A 21,133-nucleotide genomic window follows, 5' to 3' on the forward strand; every position below is an offset into this window, starting at 1 on the left:
CATGAATCTGCCTCCCCGTCAGCAGCAAATCCTCGAGCTGGTCCGCGAACGCGGCTATGTGAGCATCGAGGAAATGGCCACGCTGTTCGTTGTCACCCCGCAAACCATCCGCCGCGATATCAATCAGCTCGCGGAAGCCAATCTGCTGCGTCGCTACCACGGTGGCGCCGCTTACGATTCCAGCGTTGAAAACACCGCTTACGCGATGCGCGCCGATCAGATGCGCGACGAAAAGCAACGCATCGGCGAAGCCATCGCCGCGCAGATCCCCGATCACGCCTCGCTGTTCATCAACATCGGCACCACCACCGAATCGATCGCCCGCGCCCTGCTCAATCACAGTCACTTGAAAATCATCACCAACAACCTGCACGTCGCCTCGATGCTCAGCGCCAAGGATGATTTCGATGTGCTGTTGACCGGCGGTAACGTGCGGCGTGACGGCGGTGTGGTCGGTCAGGCGAGCGTGGACTTCATCAACCAGTTCAAGGTCGATTTCGCCCTGGTCGGCATCAGCGGGATCGATGAGGACGGCAGCCTGCTCGACTTCGATTATCAGGAAGTGCGGGTGAGCCAGGCGATCATTGCCAACGCGCGGCAGGTGATTCTCGCGGCAGACTCGAGCAAGTTCGGGCGCAACGCGATGATCCGACTGGGGCCGATCAGCCTGATCGATTGCCTGGTCACCGATCAGCAGCCGGTACCTGCGCTGGCGCAGTTGCTGAGCCAGCACAAGATTCGTCTGGAAGTCGTTTAACGCTTCCAGGCATCAAAAGATCGCAGCCTTCGGCAGCTCCTACATCTGGAATGCATTCCTCCTGTAGGAGCTGCCGAAGGCTGCGATCTTTTGCTTTTAATGTTCGGATATTTTCCTTTCTCTGCCCTTCGATGAGTTTTTTCAATCGAACGTGACTGGCTGTGCGCGTCTTTATGGGCTACCATTTTCGCAAATGAACATTAATGTTCGATTTCCAAGACATAAAACCAAAAGAACCGAGGCCAGCCGATGTCCACCTCTACCTTGCGTACGCCCCCTCTCTCCGAGATCTATGACGTTGCCGTGATTGGCGGCGGGATCAATGGCGTGGGGATCGCAGCGGATGCCGCCGGTCGCGGTCTTTCGGTGTTCCTTTGCGAAAAAGATGATTTGGCCAGCCACACCTCGTCGGCCAGCAGCAAGCTGATCCACGGTGGCTTGCGCTATCTCGAACATTACGAATTCCGTCTGGTGCGCGAAGCACTGGCTGAGCGCGAAGTGCTGCTGGCCAAGGCGCCGCACATCGTCAAACCCATGCGTTTCGTCCTGCCGCACCGCCCGCACCTGCGTCCGACGTGGATGATTCGTGCCGGCCTGTTCCTGTATGACAACCTCGGCAAGCGCGAAAAACTGCCAGGTTCGAAAAGCCTGAAGTTCGGTGCCGACAGCGCGCTGAAAAGCGAAATCAGGAAAGGCTTCGAATACTCCGACTGCTGGGTCGACGATGCCCGCCTCGTGGTCCTGAACGCCATGGCTGCGCGCGAGAAAGGCGCCCATGTGCACACCCAGACCCGCTGCGTCAGCGCCCGCCGCACCAAGGGCCTGTGGCATCTGCATCTGGAGCGCGCCGACGGCAGTCTGTTTTCGATTACCGCCAAAGCGCTGGTCAATGCTGCCGGCCCATGGGTCGCCAAGTTCATTCGTGACGACCTGAAAATGGAATCGCCGTACGGCATCCGTTTGATTCAGGGCAGCCACGTCATCGTGCCGAAACTGTACGAAGGCGAGCACGCGCACATTCTGCAAAACGAAGATCAGCGCATCGTCTTCACCATTCCGTACCTGAACCACTTCACCCTGATCGGTACCACCGACCGTGAGTACACCGGCGACCCGGCGAAAGTGGCGATCACCGAAGGCGAAACCGATTACCTGCTGAAAGTGGTCAACGCCCACTTCAAGAAGCAAGTCAGCCGCGAAGACATCCTGCACAGCTACTCGGGTGTTCGGCCGCTGTGCAACGACGAATCCGACAACCCGTCCGCCGTCACCCGCGATTACACCCTGGCGCTTTCAGGCAACGCTGAAGAAGCGCCGCTGCTGTCGGTGTTCGGCGGCAAGCTGACTACCTATCGCAAACTCGCGGAGTCGGCGATGGCGCAGTTGATGCCGTTCTTCACCCAGATGCGCCCGAGCTGGACAGCCACTGCCACCCTGCCCGGCGGCGAAGACATGACCACGCCCGAAGCCCTGAGCGCGCGGATCCGCGACAAGTTCGATTTTGTCCCGACGGAAATCGCCCGGCGCTGGGCCGTCACCTACGGCAGCCGCACCTGGCGCATGCTCGAAGGTGTGGAAAGCCTGGCTGACATGGGCGAGCACATCGGCGGCGGGCTCTACACCCGCGAAGTCGATTACCTGTGCAGCGAAGAGTGGGCGACCACGGCGCATGACATTCTGTGGCGCCGTACCAAGCTTGGATTGTTCACCACACCGGACGAGCAGCAGAAGCTGGCGACGTATCTGGGCAAGGTTGAGCAGAACCGCAAGATCGAGGCGGCTTGATCTTCGCCCCATCGCTTGAACGAAAGCCCCTGAATTGTGAGATTCAGGGGCTTTTTGTTGTCCCCGCAAGATCCAGCCCCCCCTCACCCCAGCCCTCTCCCCCCAAGGGGGGCGAGGGGGAAAGGGAGCAGATTTGGGGAAATCCTCCAGTCCTGCGCGATGGGGAAAGGGAGCAGATGGGGGTAATCCTCAAGTCCTGCGCGAGGGGAGAAAGGGAGCAGATATTCATGCTTTTCATGACCTGAGTTCGGCTCGACATTTCAGGTCGGCGAAGCTCGCAAGAACAACTCGGTCAGTCCCCTCTCCCTCCGGGAGAGGGTTAGGGTGAGGGGCTTTTGATTTCAGCGCCCCAGATGTGCCACTAGAAAATCGATAAACACCCGCGATTTCTGCGGCAGATGCGGCGTATCAGGAAACACCAGGCTGATCGGCTGTGAGGGCAGCGAATATTCCGGCAATACGCGCACCAGATGCCCGCAGGCCATATCGTCTTCAACCATCCATGCCGGCAACACCGACACGCCCAGCGACGACAAGGTCATCGAACGAATCGCCGTCGAGGAGTTTGACTGGAATTGACGCGTGCCATTGACCTCGACCCCCTCCCCCACACCATCGCGTAAAACCCACTGCGTCGGTGCCAGCAAATTGCTGTTGGCGATCCACGGTACGGCATCGAGATACTGAGGCGTTTTTACCGGATGGCGGGCCAGAAACCCTTCAGTCGCCACCAGCACAATTTCATACTCCGCCAGTTTCCGGCTCTTGAACGCCGAGTCTGCCAGGTTGCCCAGGCGAACCACCAGATCCAGCCGTTCGGCGAGCAGATCGTTGAGCGAAGAGTTGAAGTCGTAGCACAGGCGGATGTCCGGATAGCGCTCGGCGAATAACGGAATCAGCGGCAGGATGAATCGCTCGCCGTATTCACTGGTGGAACTGATCCGCAACGTGCCCGAAACGCGGTTTGTGCCGTGCATCACCCTGTCGAAGGCAGTGTCGATATCGGCAACGATGGTTTTGAATTCATTGTAAAAGCTTTGCCCGGCCTCGGTCAGAGACACAGCACGACTGTTGCGCATCAACAGCGTTGTAGACAACGCCGCTTCCAGCGCCTTGATGTGCAGGCTGACCATGGCCCGGCTGAGGTTGAGATGGCTGGCAGCCTTGGTGAACGAACCCAGTTCGGCGATCGCCAGAAACGTCTGTACCCGGTTCAAGTGCGTATGCAGGGCGCCCTGCGTCACGGTTCAATCCCTTCAAACATTGTGTTCAGCCCCAGTGCATCGACGGCCGGAGTCTATCGCCCCTATGCTTGACGACAAAGGGGAAAACACCATGAGTTACCGCTATAAAGTCGCGTCGGTTTTCCTGCTCGGCTTCTTTATCGACTGCATCAACATCTTCATGTCGGCGGTGGCACTGCCCAGTCTGTCGGCAACACTGCACGTCAACAGCTCAGCGGTGGCATGGGTTGGCAATGCTTACATTCTCGGCCTGACGCTGATCGTTCCGGTGAGCACCTGGCTGGCCGCACGCTGGGGCAGCCGCGAAATCCTGACGGCCTCGATGTTGCTGTTTGCAGCAGCGGTATGGCTGTGCGGCCAGGCCGACAGCTTCGAGGAACTGGTGATCTGGCGCTTCATCCAGGGCATCGGCGGCGGCCTGCTGATTCCGGTCGGGCAGGCGCTGGCGTTCAATCTTTTCCAGGGTGAGCAACGGGCGAGAATATCCACGCTGGTGATGGCCGTCGCACTGCTCGCACCAGCGATTTCGCCCACCGTGGGCGGCGTCATTGTCGACATCAGTTCCTGGCGCTGGGTGTTCTACAGCAACATTCCGTTTTCGCTGCTTGCCGCCGGGTTGTCCTGGTTGTGGATCAGGGAAAGCCGCCCCGCCAGACTTCAACGCCCGGATATCAAAGGCCTGTTGCTGGTCAGCGCGGCGCTCGCCAGTCTGCTGATGGGGATGTCGCTGTACGGCGGCGACTATCCTCTAATGGCAGCGCTGGGTTTTGTCATGGCGGGGCTGATATTCGTCGCGCTGTATCTGCTGCACTACCGCCGCTGCAACAACCCGATCATCGACTTGAGCCTGCTCAGAAGCAAAAAACTCAGCACTTCGATTTTCATCTATTACGCGATTCCGGGCGTGTTCACCGGGGTCAACCTGATGAGCATTTTCTACCTGCAGAGCACCCTGCACTTCAGCGCCCGGCTGACGGGAATGTTCATGCTCCTCTACGCCATCGGCGCGTTCATTGCGATGACGATTGGCGGCCGGGTCTACAACCGGGTTGGCGCCAGGCGCCTGTTTACCCTCGGCATGCTGTTGCACAGTGCCGGCATTGCCACGCTGGTGCTGGTCAGTGCGCCAGGTGATCTGTGGATCATCGTGATCGCTTACAGCCTGATGGGCATCGGTGGCGGCATCGGTGCCAATACCGCGCAGACCACCTCCATGATGGACTTCGCCGACGGCGATATGCACAAGGCCAGTGTCATCTGGAACATCAATCGCCAGATGTCTTTCAGCCTCGGCGCCGCACTGTTTCTGATGATCTTCAATGTCCTGCTCCAGCGGCTCGACACCACGCCGGCCTATCACCTGACGTTCGCGATTGCAGCGCTGATCGGGCTTTTCCCGCTGCTGCAGATGCATCAACTTTCTCCTGCAAAGGAACGCCCATGACAAACGATCCCATCGAACAGGCCGAACACAGTATTCACCACGTCCACGAGCTGATCCTTCGGGTGTTCACCGATGCCGACGGCATGGGCGCCGCGAGCATCGAGCCGTTGATGCAGGCATTTGCCGAAGATTTCAGCATGCTCGGTATCTCGGCGATTCCGTTGGACCGCTGCGAAGTGGAGCAACTGTTCAGGGGTGCCGTGGGCGCCAGAAAGGGACTCGATATCGAGATCAGTGATTTGCACACGCTATGGCAGCAGGACGACAGGCTCGCCGTGAGCTACGTAGAAACCCATCGCCTGGACGGCGCTGAACACTCGCGGGCGTCGGTGGCGATCCTGAGCGCGCAGCCAGCCGGGGTGAAGTGGCTGTATTTGCATGAAACGCCGCTGAGCCGGGAAGCCTGAGACCGCGAGTTACAAGTATTCGGTTTTCCGAACGCGACTCCTCAGTCGGTTCGGTTAACCGGATCAGCGCCCCATCAAATTGCCGCCACAAAAGTTTAATAACGTTATAAAACAAGGCATTAACCGATGACGCCTGCTCTGGCACGAGTCATGCTCTACACTCTCTCGACGAATGCCTGTTGTGCCAACACTTCAGGAGCCGTCAGGCATTCGAAGCACAAAAAGGGCCGACAAACTGGCTCCATAAAAAAAACAAAGTCGAGGAAAATTTGATGCGCATCGTTCCCCATATCCTGGGCGCAGCCATTGCTGCCGCTCTGATCAGCACGCCAGTTTTCGCCGCCGAGCTCACCGGCACCCTGAAGAAGATCAAAGAGTCCGGTGTCATCACCCTTGGCCACCGTGACGCCTCCATCCCGTTCTCCTACATCGCTGATGCGTCCGGCAAGCCGGTCGGCTACTCGCACGATATCCAGCTGGCCATCGTCGAAGCGATCAAGAAAGACCTCGACCTGCCGAACCTGCAAGTCAAATACAACCTCGTCACCTCGCAGACCCGTATCCCGCTGGTGCAGAACGGCACCGTGGACGTCGAGTGCGGTTCGACCACCAACAACGTCGAGCGTCAGCAGCAGGTCGACTTCTCCGTCGGCATCTTCGAAATCGGTACCCGTCTTCTGTCCAAGAAAGACTCCAAGTACAAGGATTTCGACGATCTGAAAGGCAAGAACGTCGTGACCACCGCCGGCACCACCTCCGAGCGCATCCTCAAGGCGATGAACGCCGACAAGCAGATGGGCATGAACGTCATCTCCGCCAAAGACCACGGCGAGTCCTTCCAGATGCTGGAATCGGGCCGTGCCGTTGCGTTCATGATGGACGACGCCCTGCTCGCCGGCGAAGCGGCCAAGGCCAAGAAAGCCACCGATTGGGAAGTGACCGGCACGCCACAGTCGTACGAAATCTACGGCTGCATGGTGCGCAAGGGTGATGCGCCGTTCAAAAAGGCTGTGGATGACGCGATCGTCGCCACCTACAAATCGGGCGAGATCAACAAGATCTACGACAAGTGGTTCATGGCGCCAATCCCGCCAAAAGGTCTGAACCTGAACTTCCCGATGAGCGACGAGCTCAAGGCGCTGATCGCCACTCCGACCGACAAAGCGGCTGACGACAAAAAGTCCTGATTTTCTGACTAACCTTATCCCCTGAGGAGGCGCCTGCCTTTTCAGGGGATGGTCACTCCCTGCTGGCATTTTTCTGGAAACACTCGAACCGGTGGCTGTCGAGCCGATCGCGTGTGCCCGGTCTTTGAAAAAAGACTGGGGAGGGAACGGAGTTCCCCAGGCGGGCACTTGTACATCGATCGAATCGAGGGGAGACCCTAATGAATTACAACTGGGACTGGGGCGTGTTCTTCAAGTCCACCGGCGTGGGCAGCGAGACCTATCTCGACTGGTTCATCTCCGGTCTGGGCTGGACCATCGCCATCGCCGTCGTGGCGTGGATCATCGCCCTGCTGCTCGGCTCGCTGCTGGGCATCATGCGCACCGTGCCGAACCGCATCGTATCCGGCATTGCGACCTGCTACGTCGAGCTGTTCCGTAACGTGCCGCTGCTGGTGCAGCTGTTCATCTGGTACTTCCTGGTACCCGATCTGCTGCCGGCGGATCTGCAGGAGTGGTACAAGCAGGACCTCAACCCGACCACTTCGGCCTACCTGAGCGTGGTCGTCTGCCTCGGTCTGTTCACCGCCGCCCGTGTCTGCGAGCAAGTGCGCACCGGTATCCAGGCGTTGCCCCGTGGCCAGGAATCCGCCGCCCGCGCGATGGGTTTCAAACTGCCGCAGATCTACTGGAACGTGCTGCTGCCCCAGGCCTACCGGATCATCATTCCGCCGCTCACCTCGGAATTCCTCAACGTGTTCAAGAACTCCTCCGTGGCGTCCCTGATCGGTTTGATGGAATTGCTGGCGCAGACCAAACAGACCGCCGAGTTCTCGGCCAACCTGTTCGAAGCGTTCACTTTGGCGACGCTGATCTATTTCACCCTCAACATGAGCCTGATGCTGCTGATGCGCCTGGTCGAGAAGAAAGTCGCGGTGCCCGGCCTGATCTCCGTGGGGGGTAAATAATGGAATTCGATTTCAGTGGCATCGTCCCGGCCATTCCCGGTTTGTGGAACGGCATGGTGATGACCCTCAAGCTGATGGCCATGGGCGTGATCGGCGGGATGATTCTCGGCACGATCCTCGCGCTGTGCCGTCTGTCGCACAACAAGTTGCTGTCGAGCATCGCTGGCGCCTACGTCAACTATTTCCGCTCGATTCCGCTGCTGCTGGTGATCACCTGGTTCTACCTGGCGGTGCCGTTCGTGCTGCGCTGGATCACTGGCGAAGACACGCCGATCGGTGCGTTCACCTCCTGCGTCGTGGCATTCATGATGTTCGAAGCGGCGTACTTCTGCGAAATCGTCCGTGCCGGTGTGCAGTCGATTTCCAAGGGCCAGATGGGTGCTGCACAAGCACTCGGCATGAACTACGGACAGATGATGCGCCTGATCATCCTGCCGCAGGCGTTCCGCAAGATGACCCCGCTGTTGCTGCAGCAGAGCATCATCCTGTTCCAGGACACCTCGCTGGTCTACACCGTGGGCCTGGTGGATTTCCTCAACGCCTCGCGGGCCAGCGGCGACATCATCGGCCGCTCCAATGAGTTCCTGATTTTCGCCGGTCTCGTGTACTTCATCATCAGCTTCGCCGCCTCGCGGCTGGTCAAGCGTCTGCAGAAAAGGTTCGCCGTATGATCTCTATCAAAAACATCAACAAGTGGTATGGGGACTTCCAGGTGCTGACTGATTGCAGCACCGAGGTCAAGAAAGGCGAAGTGATCGTGGTCTGCGGCCCGTCGGGTTCCGGCAAATCGACGCTGATCAAGTGCGTCAACGCCCTGGAGCCGTTCCAGAAAGGTGACGTGGTGGTTGACGGCACGTCGATTGCCGACCCGAAGACCAACCTGCCGAAACTGCGTTCGCGGGTCGGCATGGTGTTCCAGCATTTCGAACTGTTCCCGCATCTGACCATCACCGAAAACCTGACCATCGCGCAGATCAAGGTGCTTGGCCGCAGCAAGGAAGAGGCGACCAAAAAAGGCCTGCAACTGCTTGAGCGCGTCGGCCTGTCGGCGCACGCCCACAAGCATCCGGGGCAACTGTCCGGTGGTCAGCAACAGCGTGTGGCGATTGCCCGTGCGCTGGCGATGGACCCGATCGTCATGCTGTTCGACGAACCGACCTCGGCGCTCGACCCGGAAATGGTCAACGAGGTGCTCGACGTGATGGTGCAACTGGCCCACGAAGGCATGACCATGATGTGCGTGACCCACGAAATGGGCTTCGCCCGTAAAGTCGCCGACCGGGTGATCTTCATGGATCAGGGCAAGATCATCGAAGACTGCCCGAAAGAGGAATTCTTCGGCGACATCAGTGCCCGTTCCGAACGCGCGCAGCACTTCCTCGAGAAAATCCTGCAGCACTAACAGCACCACCGATCTGCCCTTTGTGGCGAGGGAGCTTGCTCCCGCTGGGTCGCGCTGCGGCCGCAAAACCTGCAAATTGCGTTGTATCCGACACAACGCATTCGCAGCGTTTACGACCGCTTCGCAGCCGAGCGGGAGCAAGCTCCCTCGCCACAGGTTCCAGGCTCGACCAAACCAGTGCGTCGTCCGCGGCAGCGCTGGTTGACCCAAGGCATCTGTGATGAAATGCGACCCCACTCTTTATCGCGCTGCAGAGCCATCACTTGCCGTGAAGCCCCGTCTGATCCGTCATCTGTTCCTGCCGCCGCTGATCATCGCCCTGATGGTCGGACTGGGGTTCATCGGCTTCTGGACCAGTGAACACTTCGGCATCCGCAGCCTCGGCGAGAACGGCCAGCGCCAGCTGGAACTGCATGCCCGTGCGGTCGAAAGTGAAATCAGCAAATACACCTACCTGCCCAGCCTGCTGGAACTCGAAACCAGCGTCCCGCAGTTGCTGGCCGACCCGACCCCGGAGCACCGGCAGACGGTCAATGATTACCTCGAAGGCCTGAACCGCCGCAGCCGCAGCCGCGCCATCTACGTGATGGACACCACCGGCCGGGTCATGGCCACCAGCAACTGGCGCGATGTCGACAGTTACCTGGGCGAAGACCTGTCCTTTCGCGCCTATTTCAAGGACGCCGTGCGCGGCCAGCCCGGGCGTTTCTACGGCATTGGCAGCACCAATGGCGAGCCCGGCTATTACCTGGCTCACGGCCTCGAAGAGCACGGCAAGATCATCGGCGTGGCGGTGGTCAAAGTGCGTCTGGAAGCCATGGAAGAACGCTGGCAACGGGCGCGTCTGGAAGCGTTCGTCAGCGACGAGAACGGCATCATCATTCTCTCCAGCGACCCGGCCAGGCGGCTGAAATCGGTGATCCCGCTGAGCGACGAGGTCAAGGAAAAACTCGCCCGCAGCCTGCAGTACTACTGGTTCCCCCTCAACGAACTGCAACCGCTGGCCCGCGAGACGCTGGCCGAAGGCGTGGAGAAACTGACCTTCCCGGCCAACAGCGAATTGCAGCCCGACGAGGACGACATCAGCTATCTGGCGCAAACCCGACTGCTGAGCGACACGCCGTGGAATTTCACCCTGCTCACGCCGTTGCAGGACCTGCGCCGTGAGGCGATCAATCAAGGGATTCTGGTGGCGGTGGCGTTTGCCCTGTTCGCGTTCCTGTTGATCGCCTGGAACGAGCGGCGCAAAGTCCTCGCCACCCGCCTCGCCGCCCGCGAAGCCCTGCAGGAAGCCAACAGTCAACTGGAGCGTCGGATTACCGAACGCACCGCCGACTTGCGCGCCAGCAACGAACGGCTGAAGAGTCAGATCCGCGAGCGTCGCCAGGCCGAAGAGACCTTGCGCCGCGCCCAGGATGAACTGGTGCAGGCCGGCAAACTCGCCGCCATCGGGCAGATGTCGACCAGCATCGCCCATGAATTGAACCAGCCGCTGGCAGCCATGCGCACGCTGTCGGGCAACACCGTGCGCTTTCTCGAGCGCGGCCAGCTCGACGTCGCCAGCACCAATCTCAAGACCATCAATGATTTGATCGACCGCATGGGCCGGATCACCGCCAGCCTGCGCTCGTTTGCCCGGCGTGGAGACAACAAGGGCCAGGCCAGTCTCGGCAAAGCCGTGGATGCCGCGTTGCAAGTGCTGGGCGCGCGCGTGGAAAACACCGCACTGCAGATTCACCGGCAGTTTGCCGAGGTGCAGTTGCTGATCGATCAGACCCGCCTCGAACAGATCCTCGTCAACCTGATCGGCAACGCTCTCGACGCCATGCACGCGCAACCGCAGCCGCAATTGTGGCTGGAGGGTGAAGAGTTCAACGGCAAGTATCGCCTGCGGGTGCGCGACAACGGCCATGGCATCGACGCCGAAGCGCGCAAGCATCTGTTCGAACCGTTCTTCACCACCAAACCCGGCGAGCAAGGCCTGGGACTGGGCCTGACCCTGTCCGCCAGCCTCGCCGCTGCCACCGGCGGGCATCTGGGTGTCGAACACCCGGCCGGCGGTGGCACCACCTTCGTCCTCAGTTTACCGTTGGTAAGCCCTCTTTCTGCCGAGCCAATATGAACCCCGAACTCAGTGTGCTGATTGTCGAAGACGACCCCCATGTGCTGCTCGGCTGCCAACAGGCGCTGACCCTCGAAGACATCCCGTGCATCGGCGTCGGCAGCGCCGAAGAAGCGCTGGCGCAGGTCGGCGACAACTTTGCCGGCATCGTTATCAGCGACATCCGCCTGCCGGGCATCGATGGCCTGGAACTGCTCACCCGTCTCAAGCAACGTGACCGCAGCCTGCCGGTGGTGCTGATCACCGGCCACGGCGACATCTCCATGGCCGTCGGCGCCATGCAGAAAGGCGCTTACGATTTCATGGAGAAACCGTTCTCCCCGGAGCGTCTGGTGGACGTCGCGCGGCGGGCGCTGGAGCAACGCAGCCTCGCCCGTGAAGTGTCATCGCTGCGTCGGCAACTGGCTGAACGCGACTCACTGGAAGGACGGATCATCGGTCGCTCGCCGGCAATGCAGAACCTGCGCGAACTGATCGCCAACGTGGCCGACACCTCGGCCAATGTCTTGATCGAAGGCGAGACCGGCACCGGCAAGGAACTGGTCGCCCGCTGCCTGCACGATTTCAGTCGGCGCCACAGCAAACAGTTCGTCGCGCTGAACTGCGGCGGTCTGCCGGAAAACCTTTTTGAAAGCGAGATCTTCGGCCACGAAGCCAACGCCTTCACCGGCGCCGGCAAACGCCGCATCGGCAAGATCGAACACGCCGACGGCGGCACGCTGTTCCTCGATGAAGTGGAAAGCATGCCGCTGCCATTGCAGATCAAACTGCTGCGCGTATTGCAGGAACGCACCCTCGAACGCCTCGGCTCGAACCAGAGCGTGGCGGTGGATTGCCGAGTGATTGCGGCGACCAAATCCGACCTTGATGAGTCGAGCAAGGCCGGCGAATTTCGCAGCGACTTGTACTACCGCCTCAACGTCGTGACCCTGGAATTGCCACCGTTGCGCGAACGTCGCGAAGACATCCTGCAACTGTTCGAACACTTCACCCAGCAGTCGGCGCTGCGCTTTGATCGCGCGCTGCCGGAGCTGGACAACCAGACCCTGTCGAACCTGATGAGCCACGACTGGCCGGGTAACGTGCGCGAATTGCGCAACGTCGCCGAACGTTTCGCCCTCGGCCTGCCGGCCTTCAAGAAATCCGGGGCCAGCGCCGGCCAGGGCCTGGCGTTTGCCGAAGCGGTGGAAGCGTTCGAGCGCAACCTGCTGGTCGACGCCTTGCAACGCAGCGGCGGCAACCTGACCCAGGCCAGCCAGGAACTGGGCATGGCCAAGACCACGCTGTTCGACAAAGTCAAAAAGTACGGGTTGAGCCACTGATGGATCTGATTCTGAAAGCAGCGATCGGCGCCGCAGTGGTGCTGATCCTCGCGGCACTGTCGAAGACCAGAAACTACTACATCGCCGGCCTGGTGCCGCTGTTTCCGACCTTTGCCCTGATTGCGCATTACATCGTCGGCAAGGGCCGCTCGGTCGACGACCTGAAGACCACGATCGTGTTTGGCATGTGGTCGATCATTCCTTACTTCGTGTATCTGGCGACGTTGTACGTGATGGTCGACCGCATGCGGCTCGAAGCATCGCTGGCCGTGGCGGCGCTGGCGTGGTTGATGGCGGCGACAGTGCTGGTGACGGTCTGGGTGCGGCTGCACAGTTAAGATCAAAGGCTACCCTCACCCCAGCCCTCTCCCGGAGGGAGAGGGAGCCGACCGCAGGGTGCTTCAAATTACATCGACCTGAGAAACCGAGTCGATTACGGATGCGTAACTTGAACGCGTTTTCATAATCGACCCGCTCATTCAGGTCGGCGGATAGCGCAAGACACCTCCGTAAGTCCCCTCTCCCTCCGGGAGAGGGTCAGGGTGAGGGGCTCTTGATCTTCAGCAGCTAAAGCAGATTCCCCTGCGCCACCGGCTCAACCTGCGCCCAATGCGAAGTGTCCTCACGATGCGCCTGCAGATACGGCAGCACCGCCGCCAGCAACGGCTCCTTGAACGCCTCCTGAAACCGATGCGCCAGTCCCGGAATCAGCCTCAGTTGACTGCCCTGAATGTGCGCCGCCAGATGCACCCCGTGCATCACCGGCAACAGCGGATCAGCCGTGCCGTGGACCACCAGCGTCGGCACCCGCAGTTGATTGAGCAAAGCCACCCGACTGGGCTCGGCGAGAATGGCCATGATCTGCCGCTTGACGCCCTCAGGGTTGAACGCGCGGTCGTAGGACGCCGCCGCCTGCTGCAACAGCGCCTGCCGATCATCGCTGACTGCCGGACTGCCCAACGCGGCCAGCAAATCCGCCTGCTGTTCCAGCGCCACCTCACGATTGGGCGCACCGCGCCGCGAGAGCAATTGCACCAGCGCCGCACTCGGAGCAGGCAGGCCTTCGGCACCGGAAGTGGTCATGATCAGCGTCAGGCTTTCCACCCGCTGCGGCGCCATCGCCGCCATGTGCTGGGCAATCATCCCGCCCATGCTCGCGCCGAGTACGTGGAATTGCTCGACCTGCAGCGCGGTCATTAAACCCAGCGCATCGTCGGCCATGTCGGTCAGGCTGTACGGCGCCGAAATCGGCAAGCCGAGCTTGTAGCGCAGCACTTCGAACGTCAGGTTGGCCTGCGCCGGTGCCTGACGCCAGGTCGACAGGCCGGCGTCGCGGTTGTCATAACGAATCACCCGAAAACCCTGCTGACACAGGGCGACCACCACCTCATCCGGCCAATGGATCAACTGCCCACCCAGGCCCATGACCAGCAGCAATGCCGGATCCGAAGCACGACCGATGCTTTGATAGGCAAGGCTGACTTGCGGCAGATCAACGTGCTCGGTCGGCACGTTCACATCACAGCGCCCTGCTGCAAACGAGCCGGCCCCGAACAAAAGCGCGGCCAACGCGGCCGCGACTGAAAAAAATCTCTTCAACATGAAAAAACACCAAAACGCAGCACCCCAGTAGAGCGCGAGTCTGATGAAGTTCGTGCGAGCGCGCTGCCACACTTCCATGACAGTTTGATGAAGAGTGCCGAGCGGTCATCCAGCCGCGGCAGACAATATCCCTGTACCGCCATGCTCCTGGGCAAACGCTTTTGAATGATCCGCACAGGAGCGGATGCCCCGCTCCCCCTTGCGAGTCATCCACCATGCTCGAACCCCTCACACTCGATTTGCCGCCGTCTGCGCCAGAGTCGTTCGCGACGTCCCTGGCGCTGCCTGAAACCATCGACGAAAGTCTGTTGTTACGGGCCAATCAACGCTGGCGCGACAGCAGCAATGGCTTGCGCGAACTGTTTGCGAAAAGTCCCGCACTGCGCGACACGATCAACGCGTCGCTGCGACAACAGCTGCAACTGGATGGCGAAAAAACCGGATTCGGCTTCATTGCCACCCAAACGCAGCCGGAGCATTTCGTCAGCCTTACCGACGCCTGCGCTTTTGTCGTTCAACATCCGGCGCCAGATACCTCGCTCGACCAGCGCTGCCACGTTATCGGTCTGCCGCCTGATCACCCGCTGTACGCACTGAACCCGTCGCAACTGCTGGAAAAGCTCAAGCTGCTCGACCCGCAGTCCGCCCACGCCACACGCTGGGTCGGGTTCTGGGATGCCCGTGCGCCTGGCACCCCGGTGTCGCGGCGCACGCGTGCGATCGAACTGTACCGAACGCATTTCGAAGCGTGCGCTGACGCTGCGTACGCCAGTAAAACCATCAGCACCGAACAGCTCGACCTGCTGCAGCACATCGTTGATGCCGGCTCCTACCCGGTGACGTTCAAAGGTCAGCCGGTTCACCTGGAAAAACCGGCTCTGGTGCTGAGCAACCACAGCAAAGTCAAACTCCCGGGGGCTTGGGTGATCAGCGTGGGAGACCGCGCCACGGCCCGGGCTCTGCTCTACCTGCCCTGCCGCCCCGCGTGCATCCAGGCATTCGACAATCGAGCGGATATGCAAACGTGGCTGGCCGCTCAGGTGCAGATTCCCACCGGCCTGCCGCGCGAGATCCAGCGCTTCGATTACAGCGCCGCGACCGACCCGATGATCACCGGTGCCAGCGATCTGTTCGCCGACCGCCAGCATGCGCAGATCAACGCGTTGCGCAACAGCAACCGGGGCAACCCCGGGTTGCGCGACCACGGTGCGCAAGCGCTGGCGCATGTCGATCTCATCGACCATCAGCGCGGCACAGCGATCATCGTTGCAGCGCCCGCGCCAGCCAAGGCGTCCGTCGCGCCGGATACCCTCGCGAGCGACGCTCCTCCGTTGTTTGGCAGCCTGTCCGCTGGCATTCCGCTGGCCGTCAGGCATGCCGCGCTCAAGCGCGAGCGCGATGCGCTCGAACAGCTGCAGACCGATGACCGCGACGGTTCGCGCTTTGAACAATGCCTGGACGCACTGAAAGCACTGGAAATTGCCGAGCAAGCCTGCGAGAACGCCTGCACCTCATTGCTCGACGACTCCCCCATCTCCGACCCGACATTCACTGCGATTTATCAGGCTCACAAGGATGGCTTGCGTGCCGAGGCGAAGCTGCAAGCGATCCTCGGGCAGATCGACAGCGCCGAACACGACCTGCTCAAAGCCGTGTTGGACAACCCTGTGGCCAGCGCACACGATGCCGAGTGGGTCGCGGCCAGCCTGACCCTGTCACTGAGCGAAACCCGCGACGCAGTCACTACGCAGCAGCGCGAGACGCTCAACGGCGTATTTGTCCTCACGCGGCAAGCTGCGCTGACGGACAGCGGGTCCGAGGCGAGCCTGCTGCTTTACTGCCCGGGCAGCGGCGGTGGCCTGCAGCGCTTTCGCGACCGCCGGGCATTGGCGCTCGAATTGTTCAAGCTTGACGAGCAGGACAGCGAATCGGCCTTGCAGCTCGACGCCATTGCCTCTGATCCGCTGCGTCATTGTCTCAGCGCGCTGATTGCCGATTGCGAAACACGGGCCGCCGGGTTGCGCGACCAGACCGGGCACGCCGATGCACTGGAAATTCTCCGTCAGGCGTGCACGGCCGCCGTGCAAGTCCCGGTCAGCGCCGCCAGAACCCTGATGTTCGCGCATGTGCAAGAGCAGGAGCGCAGCGGTGTGCTGGCCACTCATCTGCCGGACTGGCTGGTGCGTCTGCAGGAAAACGAGCGGATCGCGCTCAAACAGCACATCAAGGCGTACATCGAGGCGATGCGCAAAAGCCATGCGCTGATGACCCGGGCACTGGAACCGCGCGACGACTTCACCCGCAAACACCTGTACGCACGCCTGCGCAAGGACTTCGCCACCGAGGGCTATTTTTCCGTGCAGGTCGAATTGCCCGATTCCACCCGAACCGAAACGGTGGTGGAAGCCAGCCCCGCCGGCCCGCGGCGTAAAACCGTGATCGTGCCCAGCGCTACGCACAGCGTGATGTCACTCGAAGACCTCGCTCAACTGAATATCGACAACGTTCACTCAGTGCTCAATGACTCGCTGTCGCAGCGCCTGATTTTCATGCGCCTGACCGTCAATGCCGCGCGCCAACCGGATCGCAACCGTCTGCTCAACGGCATCAACCTGAGCTATCTGCGTAAAGTCCTGCCGGAGCTGGACCTGCCCAAGGCCTATGAGCGCAGGATCCACGAGGCCTTCCATGGCGCGCCCGGTGAAGCGCTGTTCGTCAGTCAGCATCGGCGTGAAAGCCTGATCGAACCCTGGCGCCTGCTGCTGAAGATTCAGAGTGATAACGCGCGTGCACAAAAACATCTGAACCGCGATGAAGCCGAGGTGGTGAACATTGCGATCGACGCCAACACCACAGACGCCTGGCTCGCCAAGGGCAAGCGCATCGTGCTGCTGCCGGTCGCGCTTGCAGCCGGCGGCAAGGATACGCCGCGCGAAGGCCCGGTGACCTTGTCCGGCGTGACCTTCATTGAAGAACAGATCAGCGGCATGACTCTGCTGTATCTGCCGGACAGCCCGGATCAGCAATTTTTCCGTCGCTACGACAGTCTCGAGTCAGCGCGCAAAGGGCTGTTCACGTTGTGCGCAAATGACCGCTGGATCGAATACCTGGCGGGTAAGGCGTTGCACGGCGATGTCCGCGCGCATACCCGCCGCATCGGTCAGGCCGTGGAAAAAAACTTCGATGCGATTATCGACGTCGGCACGCGCTGGCCGGCGAGGACTTCTCTGGCCGCGCACCTGCTCGACGCGCACATGGGGCGTTTGCTCGAAGCTCATCGCGGCAGTTCGCGCTCCAATGATGAGCTGTTTTTCGAGCGCTACGCACTCAAGGGGCCACGCGCGTTCAATTACATAAAAATGGCGCTGGGCATGGTGCCCTTCGTCGGCACCGTGGTGGCGCTGTATGACGCCTGGAATGCAGCCAATCAGGCCGTGGCGGCGTTTTTGCGCGGCGAGGTCGCGGATGGCCTGGCCGCCATCGAGGCGATGTTTCTCTCGTTGATCGACGCATTCATGGATCTGCTTCCGGGTGAGGCGGTGGCCTCGACGCTCTCGCGCACCACCCGCGCGCTGACACGTGCGCGCCAGGTGCATACGCTGCTGGGCAACGTTGCGGCTCTGCATGGCAAAACCCAGCGGCAGGCCCGGCACGTGCTGGCCCGTTTCCAGGATTACGACTACGAACAACCGCTGTCGCTGGCCGGAATCGAACCCGCCCGTCATGGCCTCTACCGTGGCATTTATCGACATGCGGACGGGGATTTTATCGAACGGCAGGGGCGCATCTACCAGGTGGAGCTCGACACGGACTCGCGCAACTGGCGCCTGTTCGGCAATTCGCGCAAGTCTTACAAACAACCGATCGCGCTGGATGAAAGCGGCCAGTGGGATACCTGGTACGGCGTCTACGGGATCGCCAGCGCGGGTGGCCTGCGGGGCGGCGGCAACGTCGCCGGACATCTGGCCGATACGCTGGACCCTTACTGGCCACCGGTGATTCGCCAGCGCTTGCCACGCTGGTGGGCAGAGCGCACGTTTCGCCGCCACCAGCAGCTGGAACTGGAGACTGAACGCCTGGCCAATCTCATCGATAGCAAGGTCGAGGCGCACAAGAAGGCGATCCTGGCTTTCCAGCACGCCAGCCCCGCCAACCAGCGCGCCCTGCTGCCGGCCGCCGAAGCGGCATGCCTGGAAGATATCCGCCTGTCCGTTCAACGCTATCAGGCGCTGGAGGAGTTGAAGCCGCTCACCAGTGGCAATAAACAAGGGGCCGTCAACCGCGTGCAGAGCTCCCTCGCCGTTCGCCTGACCTCGCGATATGCCATGCGCGCCGGCCAGGTCTCGGCCGGCACCGTCATGGTGCTGGAGGACGTCCGGCGCTTGAGCGGCATGCTCAGCGCTTTGCCGCCGGGCACACGTTCGCAGCGACTGGCGTTGCGTGCCCGGATTCGGGATCTGCAGATCGACTACGTAAACAAATTCGAGGAGCTGGAAAACCTGCGGCTTCAGCTCAATCAGTGGTACGAGCGCATCACCTTGCGATCCGACAGGGTCGGGCGGATCGACAGTGTGAACCTGATCAATCGTCAGCACAGCGATGCCCGCCTGCTCTTTCACAAAACCTATATGCGCCTGGACCTGGTGAAGAATTACAGCTACGACAATGACGTTTCCTGGATGTACTTTCGCGAGCGCACAGACGAACTCTGGAAGGAGGTCAGAGAGGCCGTGACCACCCAGTACGACCTGCCCAACCTTCAAGCCACTGCACAACATCGCAGCCAGATGCTTGAGCGATGCCTGGATGTCTACACGCGCTTCCGACGGCAAATGACCATCTGGATGACGGACTATCCAGAGCATCTTCATCAGGACGCCATCGAACCGCTGCTCGACGGCCTGGAGCAGATGGCCGGCCGTGCCCGCCGTGGCGTAATCGAACCAGCGGCGCCGAGAACGCCCGGACAGCCTGCCCAGCGCGTCTTTACCACTGCGGACGGCAACCTGCTGTATGGCACGGAACGATTCGACACGCGGTCGCAGCGTCGGACTTATGAACGCCGGCTCAGAGATGGCGAAGTGCAGATCTGGGAGCAAGGCGCCGATGGCCGCTCGCGCCAGGTCGGTCCGGCTCAGGCCCCACCACCTGCGACGCCTTCAGTAAGCCTCGCCGGTCTGGTCAGTGATGCCCGGCAGCGTCTGGACAGAATCCCTGCCTACCGGGCCGTTGTGCAGAGCAATGCCGACCGGGGCATGCAGCCGATCGATTTGCAACACATGATGGACACCCAGGCCGGTGAGCTGAACACCCGTGCCGACCGTATCGCCGCCCGATCCGCGCAACATCCGCTCATCCAGCGCCTGCGTGATCAAGCCGCCGAACTGATCGTTGCCGGGCGCGCCCTGCGCACCGAACGCACACTGACCATCCAGAAGCCCACCGACGGCATGCTTGACGACCTGATCGGTCAGGGCGCGGTGGAAATCCGCAGAACGCAACCGATCAGATTGCTCGGCAGGCATGCCGGTCACCCGGACTATATGCAGGAGTACGAGATCTGGAACCTGACGAGCCAACCCCCGCAGTTGCTGTGGTACGCGCACTTTCACTACCGCAACGCGACGCCGGTGTTCAACCGCTTCGAAACCGCGCATTTGAAATTGCCGCAGCATCGCTTCCAGACCCATGCCGATGATCCGACGCTGCCCTATTCGAAAATCGGCAGACAGTCGGTTGTGCTCCGGCATTTCGAGCGGATCTGACTAAAAGCGCCCGGTCTTGCTCACAGCCCACCATGCAGTGGGCAAGGTCGAATCGCCCATCCCCGAAAGCAGCGGAGTCGACAACAGACTGACCATGAGACAAACTCAACCAATCCTCGCTGATCACAAGTTTTGTTCATGGAGCCCCGCCGGTGCTTGAAATCCGTCACTTGAAAACCCTGCATGCCCTGCGTGAAGCCGACAGTCTGGTCGACGCCGCTGACCGCCTGCATCTGACACAGTCAGCCCTGTCGCATCAATTCAAAGAACTGGAAGAACGCATGGGCATGCCATTGTTCGTGCGCAAGACCAAACCGGTGCGTTTCACCAGTGCAGGTCTGCGTCTGCTGCAGTTGGCCGACGCCACCCTGCCGCTGCTGCGCGCCGCCGAGCGCGATATCGGTCGTCTGGCCGGTGGCACTGCCGGACGTCTGCACATGGCTATCGAATGCCATAGCTGCTTCCAGTGGCTGATGCCGACCATCGATCAGTTCCGCGATGCCTGGCCGGAAGTCGAGCTGGACCTGGCTTCAGGTTTCGCTTTTGCACCATTGCCGGCACTCGCCCGAGGCGATCTGGATCTGGTGGTGACGTCCGATCCGCTGGAGCTCGCCGGCATCACTTACGTGCCGCTGTTCACTTACGAGGCCATGCTCGCCGTAGCCAATCAGCACGCGTTGGCGAGCAAGCCGTATATCGTTCCTGAAGACCTGCTGACTGAAACGCTGATCACCTACCCGGTGGAACGCGATCGTCTGGACATCTTCACCCGTTTCCTCGAACCGGCCGACATTGAACCGGCGCAGGTGCGTACTTCCGAGCTGACGGTCATGATGATGCAGCTGGTTGCCAGCGGCCGGGGCGTCTGCGGGATGCCGCACTGGGCGCTGCATGAATACAGCTCACGCGGGTATGTGAAGGGCAAGCGGTTGGGGGAGAAAGGTCTGTTCGCGACGCTGTATGCAGCGATCCGCACCGACATGCTCGATGCGCCGTACATGCGCGATTTCCTGCTGACCGCCAAGGACACCTCGTTCTCGACCCTGGATGGCGTCAGCGCCGTACGTTGAAAACCAAATCAAGAGATCCCCTGTGGGAGCGAGCCTGCTCGCGAAAGCGGTGGATGATTCAGCGATGATGTCGGCTGGA

The 21,133-nt window shown here is 60.9% G+C and carries 15 protein-coding genes; 13 read left to right on the forward strand and 2 right to left on the reverse strand.

The genetic code is table 11. The features are described from left to right. Position 1: 1 nt before the first annotated feature. Both QRN33_RS01235 and glpD read left to right on the forward strand, forming a co-directional pair. Positions 2-757: a DeoR/GlpR family transcriptional regulator gene (locus tag QRN33_RS01235; protein ID WP_007953179.1), complete on the forward strand. Its 756-nt coding sequence runs from the start codon at positions 2-4 to the stop codon at positions 755-757. Between the two features lie 249 nt (positions 758-1,006). Beyond that, on the forward strand, positions 1,007-2,542 hold the full coding sequence (gene glpD / locus QRN33_RS01240; RefSeq protein ID WP_285406265.1) for a glycerol-3-phosphate dehydrogenase: 1,536 nt from the start codon (positions 1,007-1,009) through the stop codon (positions 2,540-2,542). Between the two features lie 341 nt (positions 2,543-2,883). On the opposite strand, the gene QRN33_RS01245 is transcribed toward glpD, so the two are convergent. Further along, positions 2,884-3,771, reverse strand: coding sequence for a LysR family transcriptional regulator (locus QRN33_RS01245; RefSeq protein ID WP_285406303.1), 888 nt, complete (start codon positions 3,769-3,771; stop codon positions 2,884-2,886). Positions 3,772-3,877: 106 nt separating this feature from the next. On the opposite strand from QRN33_RS01245, the gene QRN33_RS01250 reads away from it, so the two are divergent. The 9 genes from QRN33_RS01250 to QRN33_RS01290 all read left to right on the forward strand — a co-directional run bounded on the left by QRN33_RS01250 (position 3,878) and on the right by QRN33_RS01290 (position 12,955). Further along, complete coding sequence (locus QRN33_RS01250) at positions 3,878-5,230, forward strand: MFS transporter (RefSeq protein ID WP_285406269.1); 1,353 nt, start codon at positions 3,878-3,880, stop codon at positions 5,228-5,230. After that, a complete protein-coding gene (locus QRN33_RS01255; RefSeq protein WP_285406272.1) occupies positions 5,227-5,637 on the forward strand; it encodes a DUF4440 domain-containing protein in 411 nt (136 codons plus the stop codon). The genes QRN33_RS01250 and QRN33_RS01255 overlap by 4 nt, the downstream gene beginning before the upstream one ends. Positions 5,638-5,909: 272 nt before the next feature. After that, the gene (locus QRN33_RS01260; RefSeq protein ID WP_042607378.1) at positions 5,910-6,824 is read left to right on the forward strand and encodes a glutamate/aspartate ABC transporter substrate-binding protein; all 915 of its coding nucleotides are present in this window, start codon (positions 5,910-5,912) and stop codon (positions 6,822-6,824) included. Between the two features lie 200 nt (positions 6,825-7,024). After that, a complete protein-coding gene (locus QRN33_RS01265; protein ID WP_042607379.1) occupies positions 7,025-7,771 on the forward strand; it encodes an amino acid ABC transporter permease in 747 nt (248 codons plus the stop codon). Continuing rightward, positions 7,771-8,442 (forward strand): amino acid ABC transporter permease, encoded by a 672-nt coding sequence (locus QRN33_RS01270; RefSeq protein WP_016773391.1) that lies wholly within the window; start codon positions 7,771-7,773, stop codon positions 8,440-8,442. The genes QRN33_RS01265 and QRN33_RS01270 overlap by 1 nt, the downstream gene beginning before the upstream one ends. Then, entirely contained in the window at positions 8,439-9,173 is a 735-nt protein-coding gene (locus QRN33_RS01275; protein WP_016773390.1) for an amino acid ABC transporter ATP-binding protein, read from the forward strand. The genes QRN33_RS01270 and QRN33_RS01275 overlap by 4 nt, the downstream gene beginning before the upstream one ends. Positions 9,174-9,393: 220 nt before the next feature. After that, entirely contained in the window at positions 9,394-11,295 is a 1,902-nt protein-coding gene (gene aauS / locus QRN33_RS01280) for a two-component sensor histidine kinase AauS (protein WP_258639054.1), read from the forward strand. Next, positions 11,292-12,617, forward strand: a complete 1,326-nt coding sequence (gene aauR, locus QRN33_RS01285; RefSeq protein WP_024014166.1) for a two-component response regulator AauR — start codon at positions 11,292-11,294, stop codon at positions 12,615-12,617. Before aauS ends, aauR begins: the two co-directional genes overlap by 4 nt. Before the next feature lie 8 nt (positions 12,618-12,625). Continuing rightward, positions 12,626-12,955, forward strand: a complete 330-nt coding sequence (locus QRN33_RS01290; RefSeq protein WP_285406305.1) for a GlpM family protein — start codon at positions 12,626-12,628, stop codon at positions 12,953-12,955. A gap of 229 nt (positions 12,956-13,184) precedes the next feature. Here the strand turns inward: QRN33_RS01290 and QRN33_RS01295 are convergent, their stop codons facing one another. After that, positions 13,185-14,219: an alpha/beta fold hydrolase gene (locus QRN33_RS01295; RefSeq protein WP_285406286.1), complete on the reverse strand. Its 1,035-nt coding sequence runs from the start codon at positions 14,217-14,219 to the stop codon at positions 13,185-13,187. Positions 14,220-14,434: 215 nt separating this feature from the next. Here QRN33_RS01295 and QRN33_RS01300 point away from each other — a divergent pair, with 215 nt between their 5' ends. Further along, the gene (locus QRN33_RS01300; protein ID WP_285406289.1) at positions 14,435-19,984 is read left to right on the forward strand and encodes a dermonecrotic toxin domain-containing protein; all 5,550 of its coding nucleotides are present in this window, start codon (positions 14,435-14,437) and stop codon (positions 19,982-19,984) included. 152 nt (positions 19,985-20,136) lie between these two features. Beyond that, positions 20,137-21,054 carry a transcriptional regulator MetR gene (metR, locus tag QRN33_RS01305; RefSeq protein WP_042607384.1) on the forward strand — a complete coding sequence of 306 codons (918 nt, stop codon included), beginning with the start codon at positions 20,137-20,139 and terminating at the stop codon, positions 21,052-21,054. Positions 21,055-21,133 lie beyond the last annotated feature (79 nt).

Source organism: Pseudomonas sp. FR229a (genome assembly GCF_030209115.1).
GTDB classification, from domain to species: domain Bacteria; phylum Pseudomonadota; class Gammaproteobacteria; order Pseudomonadales; family Pseudomonadaceae; genus Aquipseudomonas; species Aquipseudomonas moraviensis_A.

Coding starts and splice junctions, on each gene's coding strand:
- QRN33_RS01235 (WP_007953179.1), top strand. CDS start 2: ATGAATCTGCCTCCCCGTCAGCAGCAAATCCTCGAGCTGGTCCGCGAA.
- glpD (WP_285406265.1), top strand. CDS start 1,007: ATGTCCACCTCTACCTTGCGTACGCCCCCTCTCTCCGAGATCTATGAC.
- QRN33_RS01250 (WP_285406269.1), top strand. CDS start 3,878: ATGAGTTACCGCTATAAAGTCGCGTCGGTTTTCCTGCTCGGCTTCTTT.
- QRN33_RS01255 (WP_285406272.1), top strand. CDS start 5,227: ATGACAAACGATCCCATCGAACAGGCCGAACACAGTATTCACCACGTC.
- QRN33_RS01260 (WP_042607378.1), top strand. CDS start 5,910: ATGCGCATCGTTCCCCATATCCTGGGCGCAGCCATTGCTGCCGCTCTG.
- QRN33_RS01265 (WP_042607379.1), top strand. CDS start 7,025: ATGAATTACAACTGGGACTGGGGCGTGTTCTTCAAGTCCACCGGCGTG.
- QRN33_RS01270 (WP_016773391.1), top strand. CDS start 7,771: ATGGAATTCGATTTCAGTGGCATCGTCCCGGCCATTCCCGGTTTGTGG.
- QRN33_RS01275 (WP_016773390.1), top strand. CDS start 8,439: ATGATCTCTATCAAAAACATCAACAAGTGGTATGGGGACTTCCAGGTG.
- aauS (WP_258639054.1), top strand. CDS start 9,394: ATGAAATGCGACCCCACTCTTTATCGCGCTGCAGAGCCATCACTTGCC.
- aauR (WP_024014166.1), top strand. CDS start 11,292: ATGAACCCCGAACTCAGTGTGCTGATTGTCGAAGACGACCCCCATGTG.
- QRN33_RS01295 (WP_285406286.1), bottom strand. CDS start 14,219: ATGTTGAAGAGATTTTTTTCAGTCGCGGCCGCGTTGGCCGCGCTTTTG.
- QRN33_RS01300 (WP_285406289.1), top strand. CDS start 14,435: ATGCTCGAACCCCTCACACTCGATTTGCCGCCGTCTGCGCCAGAGTCG.